Annotated in this window: 17 protein-coding genes; 6 read left to right on the top strand and 11 right to left on the bottom strand. The window is 62.8% G+C overall.

The genetic code is table 11. The features are described 5' to 3' along the window. Window positions 1–87: 87 nt before the first annotated feature. Genes QBJ92_RS07765 through QBJ92_RS07750 form a run of 4 tightly spaced genes read right to left on the bottom strand, consistent with a single transcriptional unit; the run spans window position 88 to window position 3,990 of the window. The gene (locus QBJ92_RS07765) at window positions 88–399 is read right to left on the bottom strand and encodes a cytochrome o ubiquinol oxidase subunit IV (RefSeq protein ID WP_277969122.1); all 312 of its coding nucleotides are present in this window, start codon (window positions 397–399) and stop codon (window positions 88–90) included. Next, a complete protein-coding gene (locus QBJ92_RS07760; protein WP_277969121.1) occupies window positions 396–998 on the bottom strand; it encodes a cytochrome c oxidase subunit 3 in 603 nt (200 codons plus the stop codon). Before QBJ92_RS07760 ends, QBJ92_RS07765 begins: the two co-directional genes overlap by 4 nt. Beyond that, window positions 995–3,082 (bottom strand): cbb3-type cytochrome c oxidase subunit I, encoded by a 2,088-nt coding sequence (locus QBJ92_RS07755; protein WP_277969120.1) that lies wholly within the window; start codon window positions 3,080–3,082, stop codon window positions 995–997. Before QBJ92_RS07755 ends, QBJ92_RS07760 begins: the two co-directional genes overlap by 4 nt. Then, window positions 3,079–3,990, bottom strand: coding sequence for a ubiquinol oxidase subunit II (locus tag QBJ92_RS07750; RefSeq protein WP_277969119.1), 912 nt, complete (start codon window positions 3,988–3,990; stop codon window positions 3,079–3,081). Before QBJ92_RS07750 ends, QBJ92_RS07755 begins: the two co-directional genes overlap by 4 nt. Window positions 3,991–4,368: 378 nt before the next feature. Between QBJ92_RS07750 and QBJ92_RS07745 the strand changes: the two genes are divergently transcribed. The 4 genes from QBJ92_RS07745 (at window position 4,369) to QBJ92_RS07730 (ending at window position 12,340) form a co-directional block, all read left to right on the top strand. Further along, window positions 4,369–6,831, top strand: coding sequence for a TonB-dependent receptor (locus QBJ92_RS07745; protein WP_277969118.1), 2,463 nt, complete (start codon window positions 4,369–4,371; stop codon window positions 6,829–6,831). A 457-nt stretch (window positions 6,832–7,288) separates the two neighbouring features. Next, complete coding sequence (locus QBJ92_RS07740; RefSeq protein WP_431358379.1) at window positions 7,289–9,007, top strand: ABC transporter permease; 1,719 nt, start codon at window positions 7,289–7,291, stop codon at window positions 9,005–9,007. 25 nt (window positions 9,008–9,032) lie between these two features. After that, window positions 9,033–10,352 (top strand): ABC transporter ATP-binding protein, encoded by a 1,320-nt coding sequence (locus QBJ92_RS07735; RefSeq protein ID WP_277969116.1) that lies wholly within the window; start codon window positions 9,033–9,035, stop codon window positions 10,350–10,352. 320 nt (window positions 10,353–10,672) lie between these two features. Next, the gene (locus tag QBJ92_RS07730) at window positions 10,673–12,340 is read left to right on the top strand and encodes a hypothetical protein (RefSeq protein WP_277969115.1); all 1,668 of its coding nucleotides are present in this window, start codon (window positions 10,673–10,675) and stop codon (window positions 12,338–12,340) included. Between the two features lie 145 nt (window positions 12,341–12,485). Here QBJ92_RS07730 and QBJ92_RS07725 read toward each other — a convergent pair whose 3' ends face one another. The 7 genes from QBJ92_RS07725 to QBJ92_RS07695 all read right to left on the bottom strand — a co-directional run bounded on the left by QBJ92_RS07725 (window position 12,486) and on the right by QBJ92_RS07695 (window position 18,936). Continuing rightward, a complete protein-coding gene (locus QBJ92_RS07725) occupies window positions 12,486–12,707 on the bottom strand; it encodes a hypothetical protein (RefSeq protein ID WP_277969114.1) in 222 nt (73 codons plus the stop codon). A 345-nt stretch (window positions 12,708–13,052) separates the two neighbouring features. Next, complete coding sequence (locus QBJ92_RS07720) at window positions 13,053–13,466, bottom strand: Na+/H+ antiporter subunit G (protein ID WP_277969113.1); 414 nt, start codon at window positions 13,464–13,466, stop codon at window positions 13,053–13,055. Continuing rightward, entirely contained in the window at window positions 13,463–13,732 is a 270-nt protein-coding gene (locus QBJ92_RS07715; protein ID WP_277969112.1) for a K+/H+ antiporter subunit F, read from the bottom strand. The genes QBJ92_RS07720 and QBJ92_RS07715 overlap by 4 nt, the downstream gene beginning before the upstream one ends. Further along, window positions 13,729–14,181 (bottom strand): Na+/H+ antiporter subunit E, encoded by a 453-nt coding sequence (locus tag QBJ92_RS07710; protein WP_277969142.1) that lies wholly within the window; start codon window positions 14,179–14,181, stop codon window positions 13,729–13,731. The genes QBJ92_RS07715 and QBJ92_RS07710 overlap by 4 nt, the downstream gene beginning before the upstream one ends. A 35-nt stretch (window positions 14,182–14,216) precedes the next feature. After that, window positions 14,217–15,743 (bottom strand): monovalent cation/H+ antiporter subunit D, encoded by a 1,527-nt coding sequence (locus tag QBJ92_RS07705; RefSeq protein WP_277969111.1) that lies wholly within the window; start codon window positions 15,741–15,743, stop codon window positions 14,217–14,219. Continuing rightward, a complete protein-coding gene (locus QBJ92_RS07700) occupies window positions 15,740–16,096 on the bottom strand; it encodes a Na+/H+ antiporter subunit C (RefSeq protein ID WP_277969110.1) in 357 nt (118 codons plus the stop codon). The genes QBJ92_RS07705 and QBJ92_RS07700 overlap by 4 nt, the downstream gene beginning before the upstream one ends. Next, window positions 16,093–18,936, bottom strand: a complete 2,844-nt coding sequence (locus QBJ92_RS07695) for a monovalent cation/H+ antiporter subunit A (protein ID WP_277969109.1) — start codon at window positions 18,934–18,936, stop codon at window positions 16,093–16,095. Before QBJ92_RS07695 ends, QBJ92_RS07700 begins: the two co-directional genes overlap by 4 nt. 188 nt (window positions 18,937–19,124) lie before the next feature. Here QBJ92_RS07695 and QBJ92_RS07690 point away from each other — a divergent pair, with 188 nt between their 5' ends. Together QBJ92_RS07690 and QBJ92_RS07685 are read left to right on the top strand one after the other, a co-directional pair. After that, window positions 19,125–19,535 carry a DUF2946 family protein gene (locus QBJ92_RS07690; protein ID WP_277969108.1) on the top strand — a complete coding sequence of 137 codons (411 nt, stop codon included), beginning with the start codon at window positions 19,125–19,127 and terminating at the stop codon, window positions 19,533–19,535. A gap of 95 nt (window positions 19,536–19,630) precedes the next feature. After that, window positions 19,631–21,838, top strand: a complete 2,208-nt coding sequence (locus tag QBJ92_RS07685; RefSeq protein WP_277969107.1) for a TonB-dependent receptor — start codon at window positions 19,631–19,633, stop codon at window positions 21,836–21,838. Window positions 21,839–21,864 lie beyond the last annotated feature (26 nt).

Below are 21,864 nucleotides of genomic sequence, written 5' to 3'. Positions count from 1 at the left end.
CCCATGGCCAGGCCGGTCCCTGTCCATTTTTGATTGCAAGAGATCGTCGCAAAACGCTTCGAAGGCGCCGACAAACCAGGCCCCCCGCTACATCATCCGCGTGCGCAAATTCATCAGCAGCACCATCGTCCCGCCCACCATCATCACGATGATCAGCGTGGAAAACAAAATCAGTTGCAGGTCGTGCCGCGACGCGCGCTGCATCGTGATGTGGAGGAAGCAGCGGAAATGCACCACCGCCTGCACCAGCGCGAGCCCGAGCACGATCGCCAGCGTCGTCCCCGCCGCGAAGGACGGCCACACCACCGCCGCGAACGCCGCGCCGGTCAGCGCAAGCGCCAGCAGATAGCCCACCGCATAGGTCCGCAGCTCGGTGCGCCGTTCGGTCCCGTTCTTCATGCGATGTGTCCGCCCAGATAGACGACCGAGAAGATGGCGATCCACACCACGTCGAGGAAGTGCCAGAACAGCCCCAGCCGCAACAGGTTGAGCTTCACGCGCCGGTCGAGCCCGATCACGCGGACCTGCACGATCATCACGATCAGCCAGAAACACCCCGCCACGACATGCAGCCCGTGCAGCGGCACGAGCGCGAAGAAGGCGGAGAGGAACCCGCTGCGGCTCGGATAGGCGCCATCCGCAAACATGTCCGCAAAGTCCTTCGCCTCGAACCCGAGGAAGACCAAGCCCAGCCCCAGCGTCACGAACAGCCAGAAGAACAGCACGCGGCGCGGCTCGTCATATTTCATTGCGACCGAAGCGCGCCCGAACGTCGCGCTGCTGGTCAGCAGCAACAGCGTTTCGATGAACGTCGGCACCAGCTTGAACTCCGCCGCCGCAGTCGGCCCGCCGGCGGTCGCCTGCGTCATCGTGCCGTAAGTCGCGAACAGCAGCGCGAAGATCACCGCGTCGCTCATCAGGAAAATCCAGAAGCCGAACAAGGCGGTATCATCCTGTTCTGCGTCCGGTTGTTCGATCTCGGTCGCTGTCTTGCTCATCGTTCCGCCAGCCCCTGATTGGCAGTCGTCATCTCGGTGTGGCGGGAGATCGACCGAGCTTCGGCCAGCGCCGCGCGCCAGCGGCGATCCTCCCGCGCGACGTCCGCCGCGAGCAGGATACGGTGCTGATCGCGCCCGAAGCTGCGCGTCACCAGCGCCGCAATCCCCACCACCGCGCCCGCGACCCCGAGCCACCACATGTGCCAGATCAGCCCGAACGCAGACACCGCCGCGAACACCCCGATCGCCACCCCGCTCGCGCTGTTGCGCGGCATCACGATGTCTTCGTAAGCATAAGGCTCCGCATAGGGTGGTGCCTGATGCTCGGCGTGCTTGCGCCGGTAGAAGATGTCTCGCCCGTCCACATTGGGCACGACCGCGAAATTATACTCGGGCGGCGGCGACGCGATCGACCATTCGAGCGTGCGCCCGTCCCACGGGTCGCCCGCGAAGACGCGCAGCGCGTCGCGGTTGCGGATGCTGACGACGAGTTGGACGAACAGCGACCCCAAAGCGCAGAACAGCACCCCTGCCCCTGCCATCGCGACGTACAGCCACGGGCGGAACGAAGGATCGAAGATCTCGTGCGTCCGCCGCGCCATCCCGCTCGCGCCCAGCACATAGAGCGGCATGAACGCGAGGTAGAAGCCGACCACCCAGCAGGTGAAGGCGATCCGCCCCCATTTCTCGTCGAGCCGGAAGCCGAACGCCTTGGGGAACCAGTAATGATAGCCCGCCAGCATCCCGTACAGCAGGCCCGGGATCAGCATGTTGTGGAAATGCGCGACCAGGAACAGCGTGTTGTGCACCAGATAATCGAGTGGCGGCATCGCCAGCAGGATCCCGGTGAACCCGCCCAACACGAACGTCATCATGAACGCGAGCGCATAGAGCATCGGCACGGTGAAGCGCACTTCGCCGCGGAACATCGTCCAGATCCAGTCGTAGATCTTGACGCCCGTGGGCACGCCGATCGTCATCGTCGCGATCCCGAACACCGCGTTCAGATTGGCGCTTTGCCCCATGGTGAAGAAGTGGTGGACCCACACGGTGAAGCTCAGCACCGCGATCACCATCGTCGCGAGCACGAGCGAGGTGTAGCCGTAGAGCTCCTTGGTCGAGAAGGTCGAAACGACCTCCGAATAGACCCCGAACGCGGGGAGAATCAGGATGTAGACCTCGGGATGGCCGAACAGCCAGAACAGGTTGGCGTAGTTCATCATGTTCCCGCCGAGATCGTTGGTGAACATGTGGAAGCCAAGATACCGATCGAGCGCGAGCAGCGCGGTCGCGACGGTTAGCGGCGGCATCGCGAAGATCATCAGGATCGCGGTGCACAGGCTGGTCCAGCAGAACAGCGGCATCGCCATGAACGCCATCCCCGGCGCGCGTTGCTTGTACAGCGTGCAGGCGATGTTGATCCCCGCCATGGTCGATCCGATCGACCCGAGCGAGACCGCCCAGATCCAGTAATCCGGCCCGACGTCGGGGCTGAACGCGACCTCGGTGAAGGGCGGATAGCCCGTCCACCCGCCGGTCGAGAATTGCCCGACGATGAGCGACGCCATCATCAGCCCCGCACCCCCCGCGGTCAGCCACAAGGCGACCGAATTCGCCCAGGGAAACGCCATGTCGCGCGCGCCGATCTGGAGCGGCATGACGAAGTTGATGAGGCCGGTCAGGAACGGCATCGCCATGAAGAAGATCATGATCGACCCGTGCGTGCTGAACAGTTCGCCGAAATGATCGGGGGTGAGGAACCCCGGAGTGTTGATCGCGACCGCCTGTTGCCCGCGCATCAGCACCGCCTCGACCAGCGCACGCGACAGCATCACGAAAGCGAGCGCGATGTACAGGATCCCGATCTTCTTGTGATCGAGGCTGGTGAGCCATTCGCTCCACAGATAGCGCCACTTGCCGTAGCGTGTGAGCACGAGCGCGACGACGATCGCGCCGACCACGACCAGCCCGCCCGCAAACGCGCCGACCAGGTTGCTTGCGCTCGGGTCCAAGATCGCGCGGACGAACGGCAGGTCGCGCCATTCGAAGCGGCCGAGCAGCAGCGGCCAGACCGGGGTGTTCATCGTGCGTCCTTCGCCGTCATCGGCATGCCGTGCATCGTTCCTGCGGAGTCCGACCCGCCCGTCTTCGCCAGCACATGTGCGAACAGGCCGGGCTGGACCGTGCCGAAAAAGACCGGCTGCGGCGCGACCGAGCGCTGCGCAACCGCGCTCCAATTCGTCTGGTCGAGCATCCGCGGCGCGGCGTGCACGCGGCCGAGCCACGCCTGATAGCCCGCGCCCGGAAGCGCCAGCACGGTGAACCGCTCGCGCGCGAACCCTGCGCCGTTATATTGTGTGTTCTTGCCGAGATACTGACCCGGGCGGGATGCGGCGAGGTTGAGCTCGGTCGTCATCCCGCCCATCGCATAGATCTGCCCGGCGAGCCGCGGGATCAGCATCGACTGCATCACCGTCGCGCTGGTCAGACGGATATGCACGGGGCGCCCGACCGGGATGGCGAGCTGGTTGATCGTCGCGATGCCCTCGTCGGGGTAGATGAACAGCCATTTCCAATCGAGCGCGATCGCCTCGATCTCGATCGGCGCGGCACCGGGCAGCTTGCGATACGGATCGTCGATGTGCGTCCACGTCCACAGCAGGACCGCGAGGACGACCACGATCCCGATCGGCGGGATCCAGATCAGCGCCTCGACCCACCAGGAGAAGTTCCAGTTCGGGCGATAGGCGTCGTCGGCGTTCCCCAACCGGTAATGCCACGCGAACAACGGTGTCAGCAGCAGCACCGGCCCTGCGACGAAGACCAGGATCGCGGACACGATCAGGAACAGATGACGCTCGTGCGTCGCCACCGGCCCTGCTGCTGCGAGAAAGCCATGGCCCAGCGCCGAGCATCCGCCGAGCGCCACCAGCAACCCGACGGACACACCCCAGCGGGCAACCGGCAACCGCATACACTCGCGGCGAATCATCGTGAACGCGTCCCTTCGGCTGCGGACCCCACGTCCGTATGCCGGGCGGGTGCTTGCGCCATCGGACGCCGCATGTCGACGGATTGTAACGAAATTTGTCTGCGGCTCGGAATGGACCCTGAGATCAGCCCCCGAATGAGTCCTACGTCAGATGACCGAGTAACGGCCAAACCGTTCGTGCGCTTGGCGAACGCTGCCAATGGTGAAAAAATCCTCTCGATCTCATGCCAAAAATGCATATGGGGATCGCATTACTGGATAGGCTATCGGTGCAGGGGCACGATGACCACGACGGGCTACCCATGCCGCGATCCGCGCCGCGAAAACGCGGCGGATCGTGACGGGGCTGGCAGTCGGCACGATACTTTGGGGGTCAAGATGACATCACTACTGCGCTTTCGCCGTCTCGCCGCGCGTTGGGCTGCTTCGGCGGCAATCGTCGGAGTATGCGCGCCGCTTGCCGCCCATGCGCAATCCGCGCCGCCCGCCGCTGCCGAGCCTGCATCCGAGCTGACCGACATCGTCGTCACCGCAAATCGTTCGGGCGCGCAATCGCTGCAGACCGTGCCGATCGCGGTGTCGGTCGTGAACGTCGATCAGGTGACCAAGGCGGGCCAGGGCAATCTGTCCGACCTCGCCAAGTTCACGCCCTCACTGTCGATCACCGAAGGGGCACCAGGGTTCAACAAGTTCAACATGCGTGGCCTTGCGACAGGCCCGTATCGGACTTCGGACACGTCGGACCGCTCGCTCGTCGCGGTCTATCTCGACGATACGCCGATCTCGGTGCAGGGCCAGACGCCCGACCTGAAAGTCTATGATCTGGAACGCGTCGAAATCCTGCGCGGACCGCAGGGCACCCTGTTCGGCGCAGGATCGATGGCGGGAACGATCCGCTTCGTCTCGGCCAAGCCCAACCTGACACAGGCGTTCGGCACCGCCGAGGCAGGCGTCGTCACCACCGAGCACGGCGAGCCCGGCTTCAACGTCCGCGGCATGCTCAACGTGCCGATCGTGACGGACACGCTCGCGCTGCGCACGAACTTCTATGTCGGGCGCGACGGCGGGTTCATCGACAACATCGGCTTGCGCAACAAGCAGGACGCGAACCGCAACAGCACCTATCAGGGCCGTGCCGCGCTACGCTGGACGCCGGACGCCACACTGACCGTCGACGCCTCCGTCACGTATGAACGCAGCATCGCCAACGGCCTCAACGCCGCGTTCGACGGGCTCGCGCCCTATACGCTGCTGACGAACGGCCCCGAAGGCACCGACGACCGCTTCCGGCTCTATACGCTGGGCGCGGATTACGATGCGGGCTTCGCGCATCTGATCGTGACGGGCGCCTATACCGACCGCGCGATCGGGTTCGACGCAAGCCTGGAACCGCAGATCGGCTATTTCTTCGAGGGCACGGCGCCGTTCCGTACCGATTCCTATCCGCTGTACGCGGCCCCGGCGTCCTATGATCAGGCGACCGCGCTCAAAATCCCGGCCGAGCTTTATCAGATCGACCAGAAGATCAAGGACACCATGCTGGAGGGTCGCCTCGTCTCGAAGCCGGGCGGCCCGGTGGCCTGGACCGTGGGAGCGTTCTACGAAAAGCAGAAGCGCACCCTGCGGCAGGACATCCCGGTCGCCGGGTTCGACCGGCTGTCGTACCAGAACTTCTACTACGGCCCGTTCAACACGCCGGATGGCCTATATGACTCGCAGCTCGTGGATTCCGCGTTCCAGCCCAATGACATATACTCCGGGCTTCAGAACACCAACGAGCATCAGTTCGCGCTGTATGCGGACGGCACATGGCACGCGACCGACAAGCTCGATCTGACCGCAGGGCTGCGCTACTTCAATTTCAAGGAACGCTATTTCCTGTTCTCGGGCGGCACCTACGGCGTGATCGACAGCAAGCCGCTGACGACCAACGCAACGCTCAAGTCGAACGGGGTCAACCCGCGGGCGAACGTGTCCTACCATTTCGACCCGGATTTCATGATCTATGCCGAGGCGGCCAAGGGCTTCCGCTATGGCGGCGGCAACCAGCCCGTCCCGCTGTCGCCGAGCTACCCCGCAAGCGGCGGCTCGATCGCACAGCAATGCACGCGGCAGCTTGCGGGCTATGGCTATGACGCCGCACCGCTCACGTTCGGGCCGGACAAATTGTGGAACTACACGATCGGCGAGAAGGCGAAGTTCGCGGACGGTCGCGTGACGCTCAACGCAAGCGCCTATTATATCGACTGGCGTGACGTGCAGACCCGGCTGCGGCTCGATTGCTCCTATTTCTTCACCGACAACAAAGGTCGCATCACCAGCAAGGGCGTCGAGCTCGAGACGATGATCAAGGCAACGCCCGAGATCACGCTGTCGGCGAGCGGATCGTACAATGATTCGACGGCAAACGGCGACATCCCGACGGTCGGCGCGTTCGATGGAGATCGCACGCCTTATTACCCGCGCTGGACCGGCAATCTGCAGCTGTTCTACGATCGCCCGGTCGGCGACGGGGCGCTGCATGTTCAGACGGGGTATCAATATCAATCGTCGCAGACGACCAACTTCAACCAGTTCAGCACCGTGATCGCAAATGGTGCGCTGACCCGTAACGGTTTGAACCAGAGCTTCGCAGTGATCCCCGAAACGCACAATCTGAGCGCCGCGGTGACCTACAACAGCGGCCAGTTCGAATTCGGAATCTACGGCAACAACCTCGCCAACGGAGTCCGGGTGACCGACATCGCGCGGGCGACCTATTACCAGGTCTATCAGGCGGGCAGCCGCGTGACCCTCGCGCGACCTAGGACGATCGGCTTCCGTGGGAAGGTGAGCTTCTAAGGCTGTTTTCGAACGGGCCTGCAGCAGTTCGCGCTGAGCGAAGCCTAGGGGCCGCCTGCAGATCGAGCGTTCCACGCAGTGATAGGTAGGCTTCGACTTCGCGCAGCCCGAACGGATTGGGGGGACGGAGGCGACAGCCAAGCCGTTCGCCCTCAGCGAAGTCGAAGGGCCGCGTGCAGAAAAAGTGTCGCCTGTGACGCCCCCTTCTCGCCCCCACATCCGCGAATGTTTGACAACCGCGCGCGCTCGTCGCAAGCGCCACGAACCGGCCGGAATGCCGGGAATCAAGGACTCGAATCAGCAAATGCCCAGCGACAGTAGTCGAATGTACGCGCCATCGGGGGCGCTCGGCCGGGCCTGATCCGATCAGTCTCGCGCGGGCGCCGTCGATGGCGTCCGATGAGGTGAGACCATGCGTGAACTACCTTCGATCGCGCCGGCGCGGATCGTCCGCGGCATGCGCCCTTTCGCACGCCACTGGCGCATCACGACGCCGGGATGGGCGGATGCGGTCGCATTCCTCCTGCTGGCGGCGCTCGCAGTGCTGGTTGCTAAGGGTGCGGCGGGTGTTGCCGAACCGCTGGCGGACCTGCGGATCGACCCGGTCTCGCTCGATCCGTGGCACCTTCCCGCCTACGCCTTGCGGACGACGCTCAGGATGTTCGCCGCGCTTGGCGCCTCGTTGCTGTTCACCTTCGTCGTCGCGACGCTCGCCGCCAAGAGCAAGCGCGCTGAAATGATCATCGTACCCGCGCTCGACATCCTCCAATCGGTGCCGATCCTCGGGTTCCTGACCTTTACCGTCACCTTCTTCATGGGGCTGTTCCCGGGACAGCAACTCGGCGTCGAGCTCGCCGCGATTTTCGCGATCTTTACCAGCCAGGCCTGGAACATGGCGTTCAGCTTCTACCAGTCGCTGCGCTCGGTCCCGGCGGATCTTGCGGAAGTCTCGCAGGGGTTTGGGCTATCGCCGTGGCGGCGGTTCCTCCGGCTCGAATTGCCGTTCGCCACCCCGGCGCTGGTGTGGAACGCGATGATGTCGATGTCCGGCGGCTGGTTCTTCGTCGTCGCGTCCGAAGCGATCAGCGTCGGCAAGACGCGAATCATGCTGCCCGGCATCGGATCCTGGCTCGCCCTCGCGATCGACCGGCAGGACTTCGGCGCGGTCGGCTGGGCGGTGGGTGCGATGGCGATCGTGATCCTGCTGTACGATCAGCTCGTCTTCCGTCCGGTCGTCGCTTGGGCGGACCGCTTCCGTTTCGAACAGACAGCGTCGCAGGATGCCCCGACGAGCTGGGCCTATGACGTGTTCCGCAAGGCGCGACTGCTACCCGTGCTGTTCGCGCCGCTGCGGCTGCTCGGCGCGCTTTTGATGACGCTCGATCGGGCTCCGGCCCGCGCGCAACGCCCCCAGCGTCGGCGCACGCGCGATCCGATCGGGCAGAAACTATGGCTGGCACTCGTCGCGGTCGTGCTGGGCGCGGCCTTGTGGGTCGTGATCGGGTATGTCGCGCGGCATCTGGCGTGGGGAGATGCGGTGAGCGCATTCGGGCTCGGTCTGATCACGATGCTCCGCGTGCTCGTCCTGATCGCGCTCGCAAGCCTGGTCTGGGTACCGATCGGCGTCTGGATCGGGTTGCGGCCACGCTGGGCCGAACGACTCCAGCCGATTGCGCAATTCCTGGCAGCCTTTCCCGCCAACGTCCTGTTCCCGTTCGCGGTAATCGCGATCGTTCACTGGCACCTCGATGTCGACGTCTGGCTGTCGCCGCTGATGGTGCTGGGGACGCAATGGTACATCCTGTTCAACGTCATCGCGGGGGCGAGCGCGATCCCCAACGATCTGCGCGAGGCTGCGGGTATGTTCGGCGTGCGCGGCTGGCAATGGTGGCGCCAGCTCGGCATCCCAGGGATCTTTCCCTATTACGTCACCGGTGCGCTGACGGCTTCTGGCGGGTCGTGGAACGCGAGTATCGTCGCAGAGGCGGTCTCTTGGGGCAGCGAACGACTGGAAGCACACGGACTCGGTACTTATATTGCCAAGGCGACCACGGCGGGAGATTTCCCGCGGGTCACGCTGGGCATCGCAGTGATGTCTGTGTTCGTGATCGGGTTCAACCGCCTACTGTGGCGCCCGCTCTATGCTTATGCCGACCGCCGCCTGCGCCTTGCCTAAGTTTTGAAGAGTAACGGAGCCCCTTATGGCCACCCTCGCCTCGCTTCCCGCCGCGCGCCCACTCGTCGCGATCGAGCATCTGACGCATCGCTATGGCAAGGGGGGCACCAGCGGAGCGTTGCTGGTGCTGGACGATGTCGCGCTGACGCTGGTCGAGAACGAGGTCGTCGGGTTGCTCGGTAGGTCGGGCTCAGGCAAATCGACGCTGCTCCGCTCGATCGCGGGGTTGATCGCGCCGGACGAAGGGACGATCGCCTTCGTCCCCGACGAGACGGGCGAGGCGCCGAGCGTCAGCATGGTTTTCCAGACCTTCGCGCTGTTCCCGTGGCTGACGGTGTTGCAGAACGTCGAACTCGGGCTCGAGGCGCAGCGCGTGCCGGCTGAAGAACGGCGCACCCGGGCGATTGCCGCGATCGACCTGATCGGGCTCGACGGTTTCGAGAACGCCTATCCCAAGGAGCTTTCCGGCGGAATGCGCCAGCGTGTCGGGCTGGCACGCGCGCTCGTCGTCAACCCGTCGCTGCTGCTGATGGACGAACCCTTTTCGGCACTCGACGTGCTGACCGCGGAGACGTTGCGTAGCGACCTGCTCGATCTGTGGTCGGAAGGGCGGATGCCGATCAAGTCGATCCTGATCGTGACGCACAACATCGAGGAAGCGGTGCTGATGTGCGACCGCATCCTCGTCTTCTCGTCCAATCCCGGCCGCGTCGCTGCCGAGATCGTCGTCGATCTGCCGCAGCCACGCGACCGGCTCGATCCGGCCTTCCGCGCGCTGGTCGACGACATCTACGCGCGCATGACGGCGCGGGTCGCGGTCGAGCCCGTGCAGGACGGTGTGTTCCCCGGCAGCGGGATCCAGATGGTCTTGCCGCGCGTGTCGACCAACGCGCTCGCGGGGTTGATGGAAGAGGTCGATGCCCCGCCGTTCGACGGACGCGCGGCGATGGCGGACTTGGCGGACCAGCTCCAGCTCGAGATCGACGAACTGTTCCCGATCGCGGAGACACTTCAACTCTTGCGGTTCGCCGAACTCCAGGGCGCCGACATCCTGCTCACCCCGGCGGCACGGCGGTATGTCGAAGCGGATGTGGACGACCGCAAGGCGATGTTCGCACGCGCGTTGCTCGCGCACGTCCCGCTCGCACAGCACATCCGCCGCATCCTCGACGAGCGCACCGGCCACAACGCCCCTGCGCGCCGCTTCCGGGACGAACTCGAGGACCACATGTCCCCCGACTATGCGGACGAGACGCTACGCACGGTCACCCACTGGGGCCGGTACGCAGAAGTCTTCGCCTATGACGAGGACGACGATCGTTTCTCGCTGGAGGACGCGGTTTAGGGTTGGACTTGGCGCGCCACCTACCGGGCGTGCCGACAGTTCTGCAGCATTCGAGCGCGAATGATCGCCCGATGGCGTTGTTCCGGCGGCGAATGGCGGTGAAACGTGGCGCAACTATGCCAAAGCGTTGTCAATACGCTTTGCCCATCTTTCATGATGCCAGTAGAAGTCGGGTCAGCCAGAGTTGTTCAACTCGGGTGATATCCCATTCTATTCATGCGCTAAGACCAATGTCGTTCGATCGGATTCTTCCGATCGTATCGCTAGTGTTGCCCCAGTGTGCCGAAACCCGCCTTGCGCGGCAGAGAAAGTGAAAATCCGTGTCCAATCCCAAGGTCGCAGAATCCGCAATACCTGACGCATCGTCGGCATCCTTCCGGAAAAAAGCCGTCATCGGCACGCTTCTTGGCGCAACAATCATCGGGGGCGCCTTTGCTGCCGGGGTCGGCGGCTCAGCCAGCGATAACGGATCGCAAAAACCTATCATCGTCGTGAAGGGAAAGCCTTCGCCCACGCCTACGCCAGCCCCAACACCAGCTCCGACTCCTACGCCGACGCCGTCCTCGTCATCCCCACAATCGTTCGCACTGGGCATCAACGTTGCGGGCAGCACGTATTACGGGCCAGAACGAACATTCGCCAACCTCGCGTTCGCCTCGGGCGCGTGGCGCAACCCGTCGGCGGCGTGGTCCGATGTTCCGAAGACGAAACTTTCAGCAGGCGGCACGTCTCTGATCGATGCAGTGCTGTTCCTGAACGTTCCGCAGACAGTCTGGAGCGGCAAGGCGACGCAAATTACCTGTACCTGGAGTGGGAGTGGCGCCCTGCGCGTCGACGGCGATGCACAAATGGCCGGAGCGAACCATGCAGTTACGTTTACTTGGCCCGGACGGACCGGGACGGCACTGCCAACGGCGCGGCTCCACGTCACGTCGGTCAACCCGTCGGATCCTCTGGCAAATCTTGATTGCCGAGAACCGGGCTTGGTGGTGAACGGTGTCTTCGATCAGCGGATCGTCGACGATCTCAAACCGTACAGTGTATTGCGTTTCCTCGACTGGACGTCCGCCAACAGCAATCCAAGCAGTGTAACATGGTCGAGCCGTTCCACACCCCAGCGACTGGTGCAGGATGGCACCGACGGGGTGGCGGTCGAGCATATGGTCGATCTAGCAAATGCGGTCGGCGCAGACCCGTGGTTCACGGTGCCATGGAACGCCGATGAAACTTATGTCCGCGCTATGGGCAAACTGGTCCACGATCGTCTAGCACCTGGGCACAAGGCGTATTTCGAGCTTTCTAACGAAACGTGGAACTACGCTTTCCCGATTGGGACCCAAGTTCTGAATGAGGGTCTTGCGCGGAGGCTCTCGCCAGATCGTTATACTAACAACCTTTTAAGGTACGCCGAGAAGTCGGTCTGGTTCCATAAATTGTTGACGTCCGCTTTTCAGGACAATCCAGCACGGCTCGTGCGCGTTTTGAATATTCAAAACGGTAACGGCTACGGAATCGACCAGATCATGAACTTCCGCGACACCAAGCAGTGGGTCGATGCGATCGCGGCGGCCCCCTATTTCGGGCATGATCTTCTCCGCTCGGTCGATGTTGGTGTCACGGATCTGCCGCGCTTGTTCACCACACTTGAAGCAATGCGAGTCGAGACGATCGGCCGCGCAGTTTCGGATAAGGCCAACGCGACCAAATGGGGTAAGCGCTATATTTCGTACGAAGGCGGCCAGCATATCGTTCCGCTACCCGCAACCGAGGATGTAGCCGCTCGTATGCAGCGGAGCCCCCTGATGTATGAAATCTACAAGCGGTATCTCAACGACTGGAAGGCGAAGATTGGCGATACGTTGACCCTGTATTCGGCAACGGGCTCGATCAGCAAATATGGCGCCTGGGGTATCCGAGAATATGCCGGTCAGCCGCTGACGGAAACACCGAAGCGCCGTGCCGTGCTGGAGGCAGCAGCCAATCGCTAAAGGAACTGGCAACGGCTTCGGATCGATGCAGTGGGTGGGGCGTAATAGCCCCGCCCACTGCAACTTGATGTCGTCCGAAGTGCCGCTGGTACTGGCTAAAGACGTGCGACGGCGACCTTAAAATAAGGATTGGCTACTCTCCGTATCAGCCGGGGATTCCCCAATTGGCTTCTTCGTCAGCCGCCTTTGCCGTTCGAACGAGATGCTCAACATAATTCTGGAAGATTGGAACCGTGAACGTGACCAGTGTAGGTTCGCCCTTGGGTTCCTTGAACGTCAGGACGACGAAGCGCTGGCCGTCTTCGTCAAGGACCAGGCCGGCTTCCATGGCGCCCGGGCCGCTCGGAGTGATAACGGTCGCTGTCACGGAATATCCTAGATGGTTCTACCCGGTAGCGCGATATTGCGACGGCGGGATTCCGTGGGACTTTCGCGGATTCAGCCAGCCCTGACAATGTCGATCGCATCGATGTCGTTCGAAAGCGTATGCGGCTTTGTTGCGATGCTCGCATCGACAGTGCGACACGACCAGCCCGTGAGGTAGTAAGGAGCGATCGGGGACAACTTGAGCGCCTCCTTGATCGAATTGCGACAACTCAGCCTCGATCAGGTATTTGCCGCCGCCCTGCATGTCCGGCAAATGCGCGCTCGTGTTTCCTTACTGTGTGAGCCGGATTAACAAAGAGCTTGAGACTGTTGATGTAGAGGGACTTCAGGTATTGGCGGTCGACGCCTGGGTATTGCGCGTTGGCGCCTCGAACGTTGCCCAATCGCCCTCCCCCGGCGGACGCGGCGGTGCCCCTGCTTTGGTGTCGGGTTCCTCGAATGCACCAATCCGGACACGGTGAAGGTGTACTTTGGCGATCATGTTGGCCGAAATCGGTGCAGTAATGAACAGGAACAGCGCAATTAGCAGCTCATGCGCGGTCCAAACACCGAGCCGTCCTTGGAAATAGAAAACCGACGCCACCAGCAGCGATCCGAGTCCCAGCGTCGTCGCTTTGGTTGGACCGTGTAACCGCTCCATCGTCGATGGCAGGCGGACGAGGGCCCAGCTCCCGATCAGCACGAATGCCGCGCCCAGCAGAACCAACGCGCAGACCATAATTTCCACCACCATGGTCATTCCACGATGTCCCCGCGCAGGATGAATTTGCAGTAAGCGATTGTGCTGACAAAACCGACCATCGCAAGCAGCAACGCCGCCTCGAAATAGGCGTCGCTCTCGCCGATCATTCCGATCAAGATGATCAGCGCGATAGCATTGATGACCATCGTGTCGAGCGCAACGATCCGGTCGCCGAGCGCTGGACCTTTGAGCAATCGCCACCCGTTGAAGAGCAATGCAAGCGCCACACATCCCAGCGCAATCTGAAGTGTTAAGGTGATCATGCGAAAATCCTGTGTAGCCGCGCTTCGTAGCGGGTTTTGATCCGCGCGATCTCAGCAGCAGCGTCCGCGACATCCAGCGCATGAACCAGCAACGATTTCCTATCAGCCGAGATATCCGACGACACGGTCCCAGGCGTCAGGCTGATCGTCGCGGCGAGCACGGTGATTGCTTCGGGTGTCGAAAGTGTAATCGGGATCACCAGCCAACGCGACCGCAGATCACGGTTACGGCGGAACAGGATCAGCCAGGCAACTTCGAAATTCGCCACGACGATATCGAACAGGACCACAAGGCAATATTGGAGCAGGGCGCCGCCGAAGCGGACGCGTGGGCGGTCAGGCCAGAACGGCTCGGTAAACTTGGGCAGAATGAGGCCGAATGCTCCACCCAGTAAAACGCCTCCTACGGTGATGCTGTTGGCCATCAACAACCAAACGCCGAGGAGCATTACCGACAATGCCGGATGCGGAACGATGTGTCGGATCACGATGGCTCCCCCCCCAGAACGGCAAGAATGTACCGTTGCGGTGCGTAGATTTGCGCTGCGGCGGCCTGAGTCTGTGTGGTTGCCCAGCCAGCCCCCAACATTAGAAGCACGAGAAGCGCTATCAAAGCGGAGGGCGCGGCGAATTCAATGCCGGATCGCTCGACGGAGGCGATCGGATCGGCGTCACCCGCTGGCGCCTTCCAGAAGAGCGCACTGCCGCAGCGCGCAAACCCAACGACGCCAACCAGCGTCGTACAAAGCACGGTCGCCCAAATCGCCACCCACGCTTTGGTGGGAAAGGTCGTCTGAAGAATAAATAGCTTTGCCACGAAACCAGACAATGGCGGCAACCCAGTCGCAGCAATCGTTGCCGCGAGGAAGAGCAAGCCCAACGCCTGCTGCCCCGCGAAGCGCGGACTTGGAACAATTGCGTCGCCATATTGACCACGTCGTCGCGACGTCGCGTCGGCGACGAGAAACAGAGCGGCCCCCGCATATGTGGCGTGGACGAGATAGAATAAGGCGGCCGCCGTTGTCTCCTGCGTCCAGCACGATACGGCCAGCAATACCGTGCCCGTCGAGCCAAGGATCGCGAACGCCGCCTGCTCTCTCATCGCCCTCGCCGCGGGGACGCCCGCAAAGCCGACGATCGCTGTCACCGCTGCCGCCGGCAGCAGCCAGGGTGCGGGCACCCACGCCGCCGCGCCGGCGCTATCACCGAAGAGGAGGGGTACCGTGCGAATCATCGCATAGACGCCAACCTTCGTCATGATCGCGAACAGTGCCGCGATCACCGGGGTGGTCGCCGCATACGTACGCGGCAACCACAAATGTAGCGGCACGACCGCGGCCTTAAGCGCGAATACTGTCAGCAGCAGGAGCCCCGCCAGACGGATCAACCCCTGGTCCTCGGCGCCGAGAAGCGAGATCCGCCGGGCGAGATCCGCCATGTTGAGCGTACCGGTCAGCCCATACAGCAGGCCCAGTGCGATTAGGAACAGTGCCGATCCGACGATATTGACGATGACGTACGTGACCCCCGCCTTCAATCGGGCGGCGCCCTGCCCATGGAGCATCAGCCCATAGGACGCGATCAGCAACACCTCGAAAAACACGAACAGATTGAACAGGTCGCCCGTCAGGAACGCGCCGTTCAGACCGAGCAGCTGGAAGTGGAACATGGGATGGAAATGCCAGCCCTTGCGGTCCACCGTGGTCACAACAGCATGAAGCATCACCACCAGCGCAAGCACCGCCGCCACAACTAGCATCATTGCGGACAATCGATCGAGCACCAGCACGATGCCGAACGGAGCAGGCCAGCCCCCAAGCGGATAGGCGCGGATCGCATCGTCCTGCGCAATGCCGAACAGCGCGAGCGCTGCGACCAGCATCGCACCGCATCCTGCCAGCGAGAGCGCCATCCCGACACGACGCCGCCGGCGCATCGCCAGCAGCGTCAACGGCGCGACGATTGCGGGTATAACGATCGGCGCGATGACCAGTTGGTCGATCGGCATCATAATGGCGTCTCGTCCCGCGGAATATCGGTACGACCATCGACTTGGTCTGATCCGCTTTCGAGGTAACTGCGCAGGGACAGGATCACGACTAGCGCGGTCATGCCGAAGGTGATGACGATCGCGGTCAGCACCAAGGCTTGCGGCAGGGGGTCGGCATGGTCGGTCACGCCCTTCGCGAACAGCGGCGGCCGATCGACGACCAGTCGACCGATCGCAAACAGGAACAGGTTTACGGCATAGGACAACAAGGTCAGCCCCAGAACGACCTGAAACGTGCGGCCGCGCAGCGACAAGTAGATGCCCCCCGCGGTCAGCACGGCAATTGCGCTCGCGATCAGGAACTCGAGGCTCATTGCAACGCCTCCGCATCGTTCACGGTGTCTTCGGGTTTGGCCTCGGCGTATCGCGCAGCGCGCTGGGCGACATGGCTGAGCTGTGCAAGCGCCATCATCACAGCACCGACAACAACGCATGCGACTCCGGTATCGAAGAGGGTGGCGGTTGCCAGCTCGATTTCACCGATCAGCGGAAGATGGAAATACCCGAAACTGCTCGACAGGAACGGCGCGTCGAACAGCAGCGAGCCAAGCCCGGTCGCGGTGGCGATCAGCACGCCGAAAGCGATCAGCGGATGCTCGCCGATTCGACGTCGCTCGTCGGTCCAATCGAACCCCGATGCGAGATACTGGAGCAGGATTGCAATCGCAAACACCAGCGCAGCGATGAATCCGCCGCCAGGTTGATTATGCCCGCGCAGGAAGATGTAGAACCCGACCAGCAGGGCAAGCGGCATCAGCAGCCGTGCCGCCATCACGAACATCATCGGATGTCGCTCGGGCGAATGCGGCGTATCCTTGCGCCAGGCCCGCAAGCGCTGCCCTGCAACACCGCGCGCAGCGGGTTCGAGCAACGCATAGATGGCGAGCCCCGCGATCCCCAGCACGGTGATCTCTCCCAACGTATCGAACGCCCGGAAATCAACGAGCGTTACGTTCACTACATTGGTCCCGCCGCCGCCCGCATAACTGTTCGCCCAGTGGTAGGCGGAGACCGTATCGCGCGTTTCGCGCGTCATCATTGTCCAGGCAGCCCATCCAGTACCGCCCCCGGCAATGATCGCGAGCGCCGCGTCTCGCCCCATACGCAAAGTGCCGGACAGGCTCGGCGGTGTCTTCGGCAACAAATGTAGCGCAAGCAACATCAACACGATGGTGACGACCTCCACGGCGATCTGCGTTAGCGCAAGGTCAGGCGCGGAGAGGTGGATAAAGGCCAGCGCAACGACGAGACCGATAACGCTGATGAAGACCAACGCAAGGAAGCGCTCGCGTTGTCGAACAACGACAGCGACGGTCGCAACGATCAGCGCCACCCAAGCGACGATCGCAGCCGGCCCGGCCGGGAGCGTTGGGCGCCCCCCGGCGGGGAGCCCGCCCGGAGTTAGCGCCGCATCCACCGCCAAAGCGGTCGCCACAGCGAACAGGATGAAGAGATAGCGTTGCAGCGACGCGACGTGAACAACGAGGATCACCCGGCGAGTAACGCCAACGATGGCGTCCATCGCCGCATCGAACAGCGCTTTCCCATCGAGCGCCGGGCGCTTCGCCAGCCAGGCTGCGATCGGCGCGCGCCGCCACAGCAGAAGCACGCCGATCGCCACCGCACCGACGCTCATCGTCAAAGCGGGGTTGATCCCGTGCCACAGCGCCAAATCCACGTCCGGCGCGGCCCCGCCAGTAACCGCGCACGCAACGGCAGCGACGAGCGAACCCGCGATGGTCATCGGCATCACCCCCAGCGCGATCGCGATCAAAACCAGCACAGCCGTTGGCGCCAGCATGGCCATCCCAGGGTCGTGCGGCACCGGGCCATCGCTCGAACGACGTCGGCCAAAGAACTGGTCGGTCGCATAGCGCAGCGAATAGGCGACCGATAGCGTCGCGGCGACCGTCGCAAGGATCGGCACCAGCAGCCCTTGTCCGGCTACGACAGTATGCGCACTCTGCTCGAGCATCATCTCTTTGGAGATAAACCCGCCGAACGGCGGCAACCCCGCCATCGCCGCCACGGCTAGCGAACCTAGCGCCGCCGTGAACGGCATCATCGCCGCCAGACCGCCGAGCTTGCGGATGTCGCGCGTTCCGGTTTCGTGATCGACGATGCCGGCGTTCATGAACAGCGCTGCCTTGAAGGCAGCGTGGTTCATCATGTGAAACATCGCAGAGGCCGCGGCAGCAGCCGTCCCGAAACCGAGCAACATCACCATCAATCCAAGCTGGCTAATCGTAGAATAGGCCAGGATCGCCTTCAGATCGTTGCGAAACAACGCAACTGCCGCCCCGAACAGCATCGTCAACAAGCCCGTGCCGGCAACCAGAAAAAACCACATCTGCGTGCCCGCCAGGACCGGCCATAACCGCGCGAGCAGGAACACGCCCGCCTTGACCATCGTCGCGGAATGCAAATAGGCGCTGACCGGGGTCGGAGCTGCCATCGCGTGCGGAAGCCAGAAGTGAAATGGGAATTGCGCCGATTTGGTGAACGCGCCCAGCAGAATGAGGACAAGGATCGCGGGATAAAGCGGCGAGGCCTGGATCAGACCGCTACGGCCAAGGATCGTCGTCAGGTCGTACGATCCTGCCGCCTGCCCAAGCAACAGCATCCCACCAATCAACGCGAGCCCGCCGCCGCCGGTGACGGCGAGCGCCATGCGCGCGCCCTGCCGCGCGTCCGCCCGATCGCGCCAGAACCCGATCAGGAGGAACGACGACAGGCTTGTAAGCTCCCAAAAGATCAGCAGGAGCAGGACGTTGTTGGACAGGGCGATGCCGACCATTGCTCCCTGAAACAGCATCAGGAACGACAGGAATCGTCCCGTCGCCTCGTTGCGTTTGAGATAGCCCTGCGCATAGACCACCACCAGCAGCCCGATCCCCAGGATCAGTCCGACGAATAGCAACGCCAGTGGATCGAGCCACAGGCTGAAGTCGAGCCCAAGCGCGGGTATCCATCCGATCCGCACGGTCATAGGCGTGCCAGCCAATACGCCCGGCGCCAATCCCAACAGAACCAAAAGCCCCGCCGCACTAGCGCTGGCTGCGATCGAGATGTGCGCACCACGCGATGCGCGGGCATTCAGCGCCAGCATCACGGCAGCAGCGAACGGCAATAGCAGCAGGACCATCAGGACCATATTAACCTCGTGGAACCGCGATCGTTAGCCTTTGCACGCGAGACGCCATAGGTCGAGGTTCGGAGTACCACTCGTGCGGCGCACGGCTTTCCGATCCCACCGCCCCCGATCGAGAGATATTTCCGGAAAAAGGGCGTGCGGCGGAATGGCCAAGTGACACTTCGCCGCTGCGGCGGTAGTCGGTTGCCGTGCACATCGTCCGGCATCTTTTCGCGCAACGCCGCCTTGCCATGCTGATCTGCGCGGCGACACTGCTTCTCAAGCTGCTCGTTCCGACCGGATACATGATTACCGTAGATCACGGCCGCGTCGTCATGACCCTGTGCTCCGGTATCATGCCTGCTGCGATGCCGATGGACATGCCGGGAATGCATGCCGACGCAGGGGACCACGATACGTCGAGAGATCACGGCAAGACTGAAATGCCCTGTGCCTTCGCCGGGTTCTCCTCAGCGGTTCTGGGTTCGATCGATCCAATCCAACTCGCCGCATTGATCGCCTTCATTGTCGCCATCGTTCTAGCGGCAACCGTCCTGCCGGCCGTCGCACGTCCGGCGTTCTTGCGGCCGCCCTTACGCGGGCCTCCGGCTTACCGCTGACCCTTCAGTCCGCGCTGCCTTGTCTGGCGCGTCCATGAACTGCGGCCTGGCGTGTGTCTCACGCCGGGTCGGTCAAAGGTATCTCCATGATCCGAATGTACTTGCTGGCCGGCGCCGCCGCGCCCTGCCTGCTTCTGTCCGTGCCGATTGAAGCACAGACGCTCAACGGTCCCTCCGGGGAACGCTCAGATTCAATGATTATCGTCACCGGTCAGCGAGACCAGCTCAAGCTGAATGAACAGGCCCAAGCCGGTAGCCGGCTCGGCCTGACGATCCGAGAGACTCCCGCAAGTGTCGAGGTCCTGACTCAGGAGGATCTCCAGGTCCGTGGGCTTCGCACCGCGCGGGAGGCGTTCAACGATGTGGTCGGGGCGATCGCCGGAAACGTGCCCGGCAATCCGGCAGTCGTCTCGATGCGCGGCTTCGCCGGCAATACCGTATCGATCCTCCAGGACGGGGTACGGCTATCTGCAGCGACCGTCGTCCAACGGGACAGCAATAGCTGGCACTACGACCGGGTCGAAGTTCTGAAGGGGCCCGCCTCCGTGCTCTACGGCGAGGGCGCCCTCGCCGGCGTCATCAATAAGGTGACCCGCAAGCCGGTCCTGGGCGAACGCCATCTCGACACCTTCTTATCGATCGGCAGCTTCGATACGGTGTTTGCGGCGGCGGGGGTCAACCTCCCGGTTTCCTCCACCATCGCAGTTCGGGCGGATGCCAGCTATCAGCGATCGGACAGCCTCTACGACGTCGATAACAACGACACCTTTTCGGCCGGACTGACAGCCAGCGCCCTGTGGCGACCAAGCGACCGTTTGTCGCTGCTGATCGCGGTCGATTATTTCGAGGATCGCTACGACGCGACCTATCAGGGCCTTCCACTCATTCCCGGCCAATATGCGCTGCGACCGACTGACGCCGTTACTACGACCACCGGCTTGGTCGCGGATCGCGCGTTGCGACACCAAAATTACAATCCACAGGGCGCTTATTCCGGGAGCAACGAAACGACCATGCGGTCGCGCCTGGATGCGACGGTCGGCGGCGGCTGGAGCGTTGCACTCGACCTCACAGGCTACACCGCGAAACGCGCGTTTTTGCTGGCGGACAGCCAGACGTTCGTCGCACCAACCGCCGTTTTCCCCAATGGTAGTTTCCGCCAGAGCTACCAGGATTTCCGGCATGATCACCAGTTCTGGAACGTGCGCGGCGGTATCGCAAATGACCGATCCCTTGGCGGGCTACGCAACCGCCTCAACCTCGGCGTCGAACACAACGAAACGGATTTCGTCAGCCTGCGGCAACAGGCACCCGTTACGGCCCTGCCCGCAATCGATGTGCGCAATCCGGGAATTGTCCCTCTGCCAATCACGACCGCAATCTTCACCACCACCAACGTCACGTTCGATTCGAGGCTCAAGCAAACCTCGGTATTTGTGGAGGATGCTTTGAACCTTACCCCCAAATGGTTGCTGGTAGGAGGCGTACGCTGGGATCACATGGCGCTAAAGCGTGCAACGATCCAGAACATGACGGGCGCGATTGATCGGAACGATCCCACCTTCGACCCGATCTCGTGGCGCGCCGGCTCCACCTGGGCCATAACGTCCAATGTGACCCTCTATGGGCAATACACGACCGCGGTGTCGCCCGTGTCATCGATATTGCTGGCCTCGATTGCGAACAGCCGGTTCCGGCTTACCAAGGGCCGGGCTTATGAAGCTGGCTTCAAGGCGAGCGGTTGGGCCGGGCGAGCGAGCGTTACCGGCGCTATCTACCGGATCGAGCAGACGGACATCCTGACACGCGACCCCAACATCCCGACACTCTCGGTCCAGGGCGGTCGCCAGTCGTCACAGGGTGTCGAATTGTCCGCGGCGGTCTCCCCGGTGGCCGCGCTTCGTCTGTCCGGCGGCGTCTCGTACACTGACGCACGCTATGACGAACTCTTCGAGCTCGCGGGAACAACGCGGGTCAGCCGGCGCGGAAATCGCCCAATCAATATTCCCGCGACGACGGTCAACGCGTCGGCGCTCTACACGATTGGCGACACGGTAACCGTAGGGGGGTTTCTGCGTCACGCGAGTAGCTTCTTTACCGATACTGCCAACACTATACGGGTCGCCGGGCATGCCGTTCTCGATGCCAGCCTATCTTTCCGGATCCACCCTCAGGCGACGGCAACGCTGCGGGCACGCAACCTGACGGACGCCTTTTATGGCGAGTATTCAGGCTATCCGACCACAAACGTCTATATCGGTGCTCCAAGATCGTTCGAGATCGCACTCTCGACGCGCCTGTGAGGATGGCTAGGTATCGCCAAGGGGCG

Source organism: Sphingomonas echinoides, from assembly GCF_029623395.1.
Taxonomy (GTDB): domain Bacteria; phylum Pseudomonadota; class Alphaproteobacteria; order Sphingomonadales; family Sphingomonadaceae; genus Sphingomonas; species Sphingomonas echinoides_A.
The sequence above is the reverse complement of the archived record's forward strand: the minus strand, read 5'-3'. Positions and strand labels throughout refer to the sequence as shown.

Bases quoted from the DNA above. Each gene is read 5' to 3' on its own strand.
- QBJ92_RS07765 (WP_277969122.1), bottom strand. From the start codon at position 399: ATGAAGAACGGGACCGAACGGCGCACCGAGCTGCGGACCTATGCGGTG.
- QBJ92_RS07760 (WP_277969121.1), bottom strand. From the start codon at position 998: ATGAGCAAGACAGCGACCGAGATCGAACAACCGGACGCAGAACAGGAT.
- QBJ92_RS07755 (WP_277969120.1), bottom strand. From the start codon at position 3,082: ATGAACACCCCGGTCTGGCCGCTGCTGCTCGGCCGCTTCGAATGGCGC.
- QBJ92_RS07750 (WP_277969119.1), bottom strand. From the start codon at position 3,990: ATGATTCGCCGCGAGTGTATGCGGTTGCCGGTTGCCCGCTGGGGTGTG.
- QBJ92_RS07745 (WP_277969118.1), top strand. From the start codon at position 4,369: ATGACATCACTACTGCGCTTTCGCCGTCTCGCCGCGCGTTGGGCTGCT.
- QBJ92_RS07740 (WP_431358379.1), top strand. From the start codon at position 7,289: ATGCGCCCTTTCGCACGCCACTGGCGCATCACGACGCCGGGATGGGCG.
- QBJ92_RS07735 (WP_277969116.1), top strand. From the start codon at position 9,033: ATGGCCACCCTCGCCTCGCTTCCCGCCGCGCGCCCACTCGTCGCGATC.
- QBJ92_RS07720 (WP_277969113.1), bottom strand. From the start codon at position 13,466: ATGACCATGGTGGTGGAAATTATGGTCTGCGCGTTGGTTCTGCTGGGC.
- QBJ92_RS07715 (WP_277969112.1), bottom strand. From the start codon at position 13,732: ATGATCACCTTAACACTTCAGATTGCGCTGGGATGTGTGGCGCTTGCA.
- QBJ92_RS07710 (WP_277969142.1), bottom strand. From the start codon at position 14,181: ATGCTCCTCGGCGTTTGGTTGTTGATGGCCAACAGCATCACCGTAGGA.
- QBJ92_RS07705 (WP_277969111.1), bottom strand. From the start codon at position 15,743: ATGATGCCGATCGACCAACTGGTCATCGCGCCGATCGTTATACCCGCA.
- QBJ92_RS07700 (WP_277969110.1), bottom strand. From the start codon at position 16,096: ATGAGCCTCGAGTTCCTGATCGCGAGCGCAATTGCCGTGCTGACCGCG.
- QBJ92_RS07695 (WP_277969109.1), bottom strand. From the start codon at position 18,936: ATGGTCCTGATGGTCCTGCTGCTATTGCCGTTCGCTGCTGCCGTGATG.
- QBJ92_RS07685 (WP_277969107.1), top strand. From the start codon at position 19,631: ATGTACTTGCTGGCCGGCGCCGCCGCGCCCTGCCTGCTTCTGTCCGTG.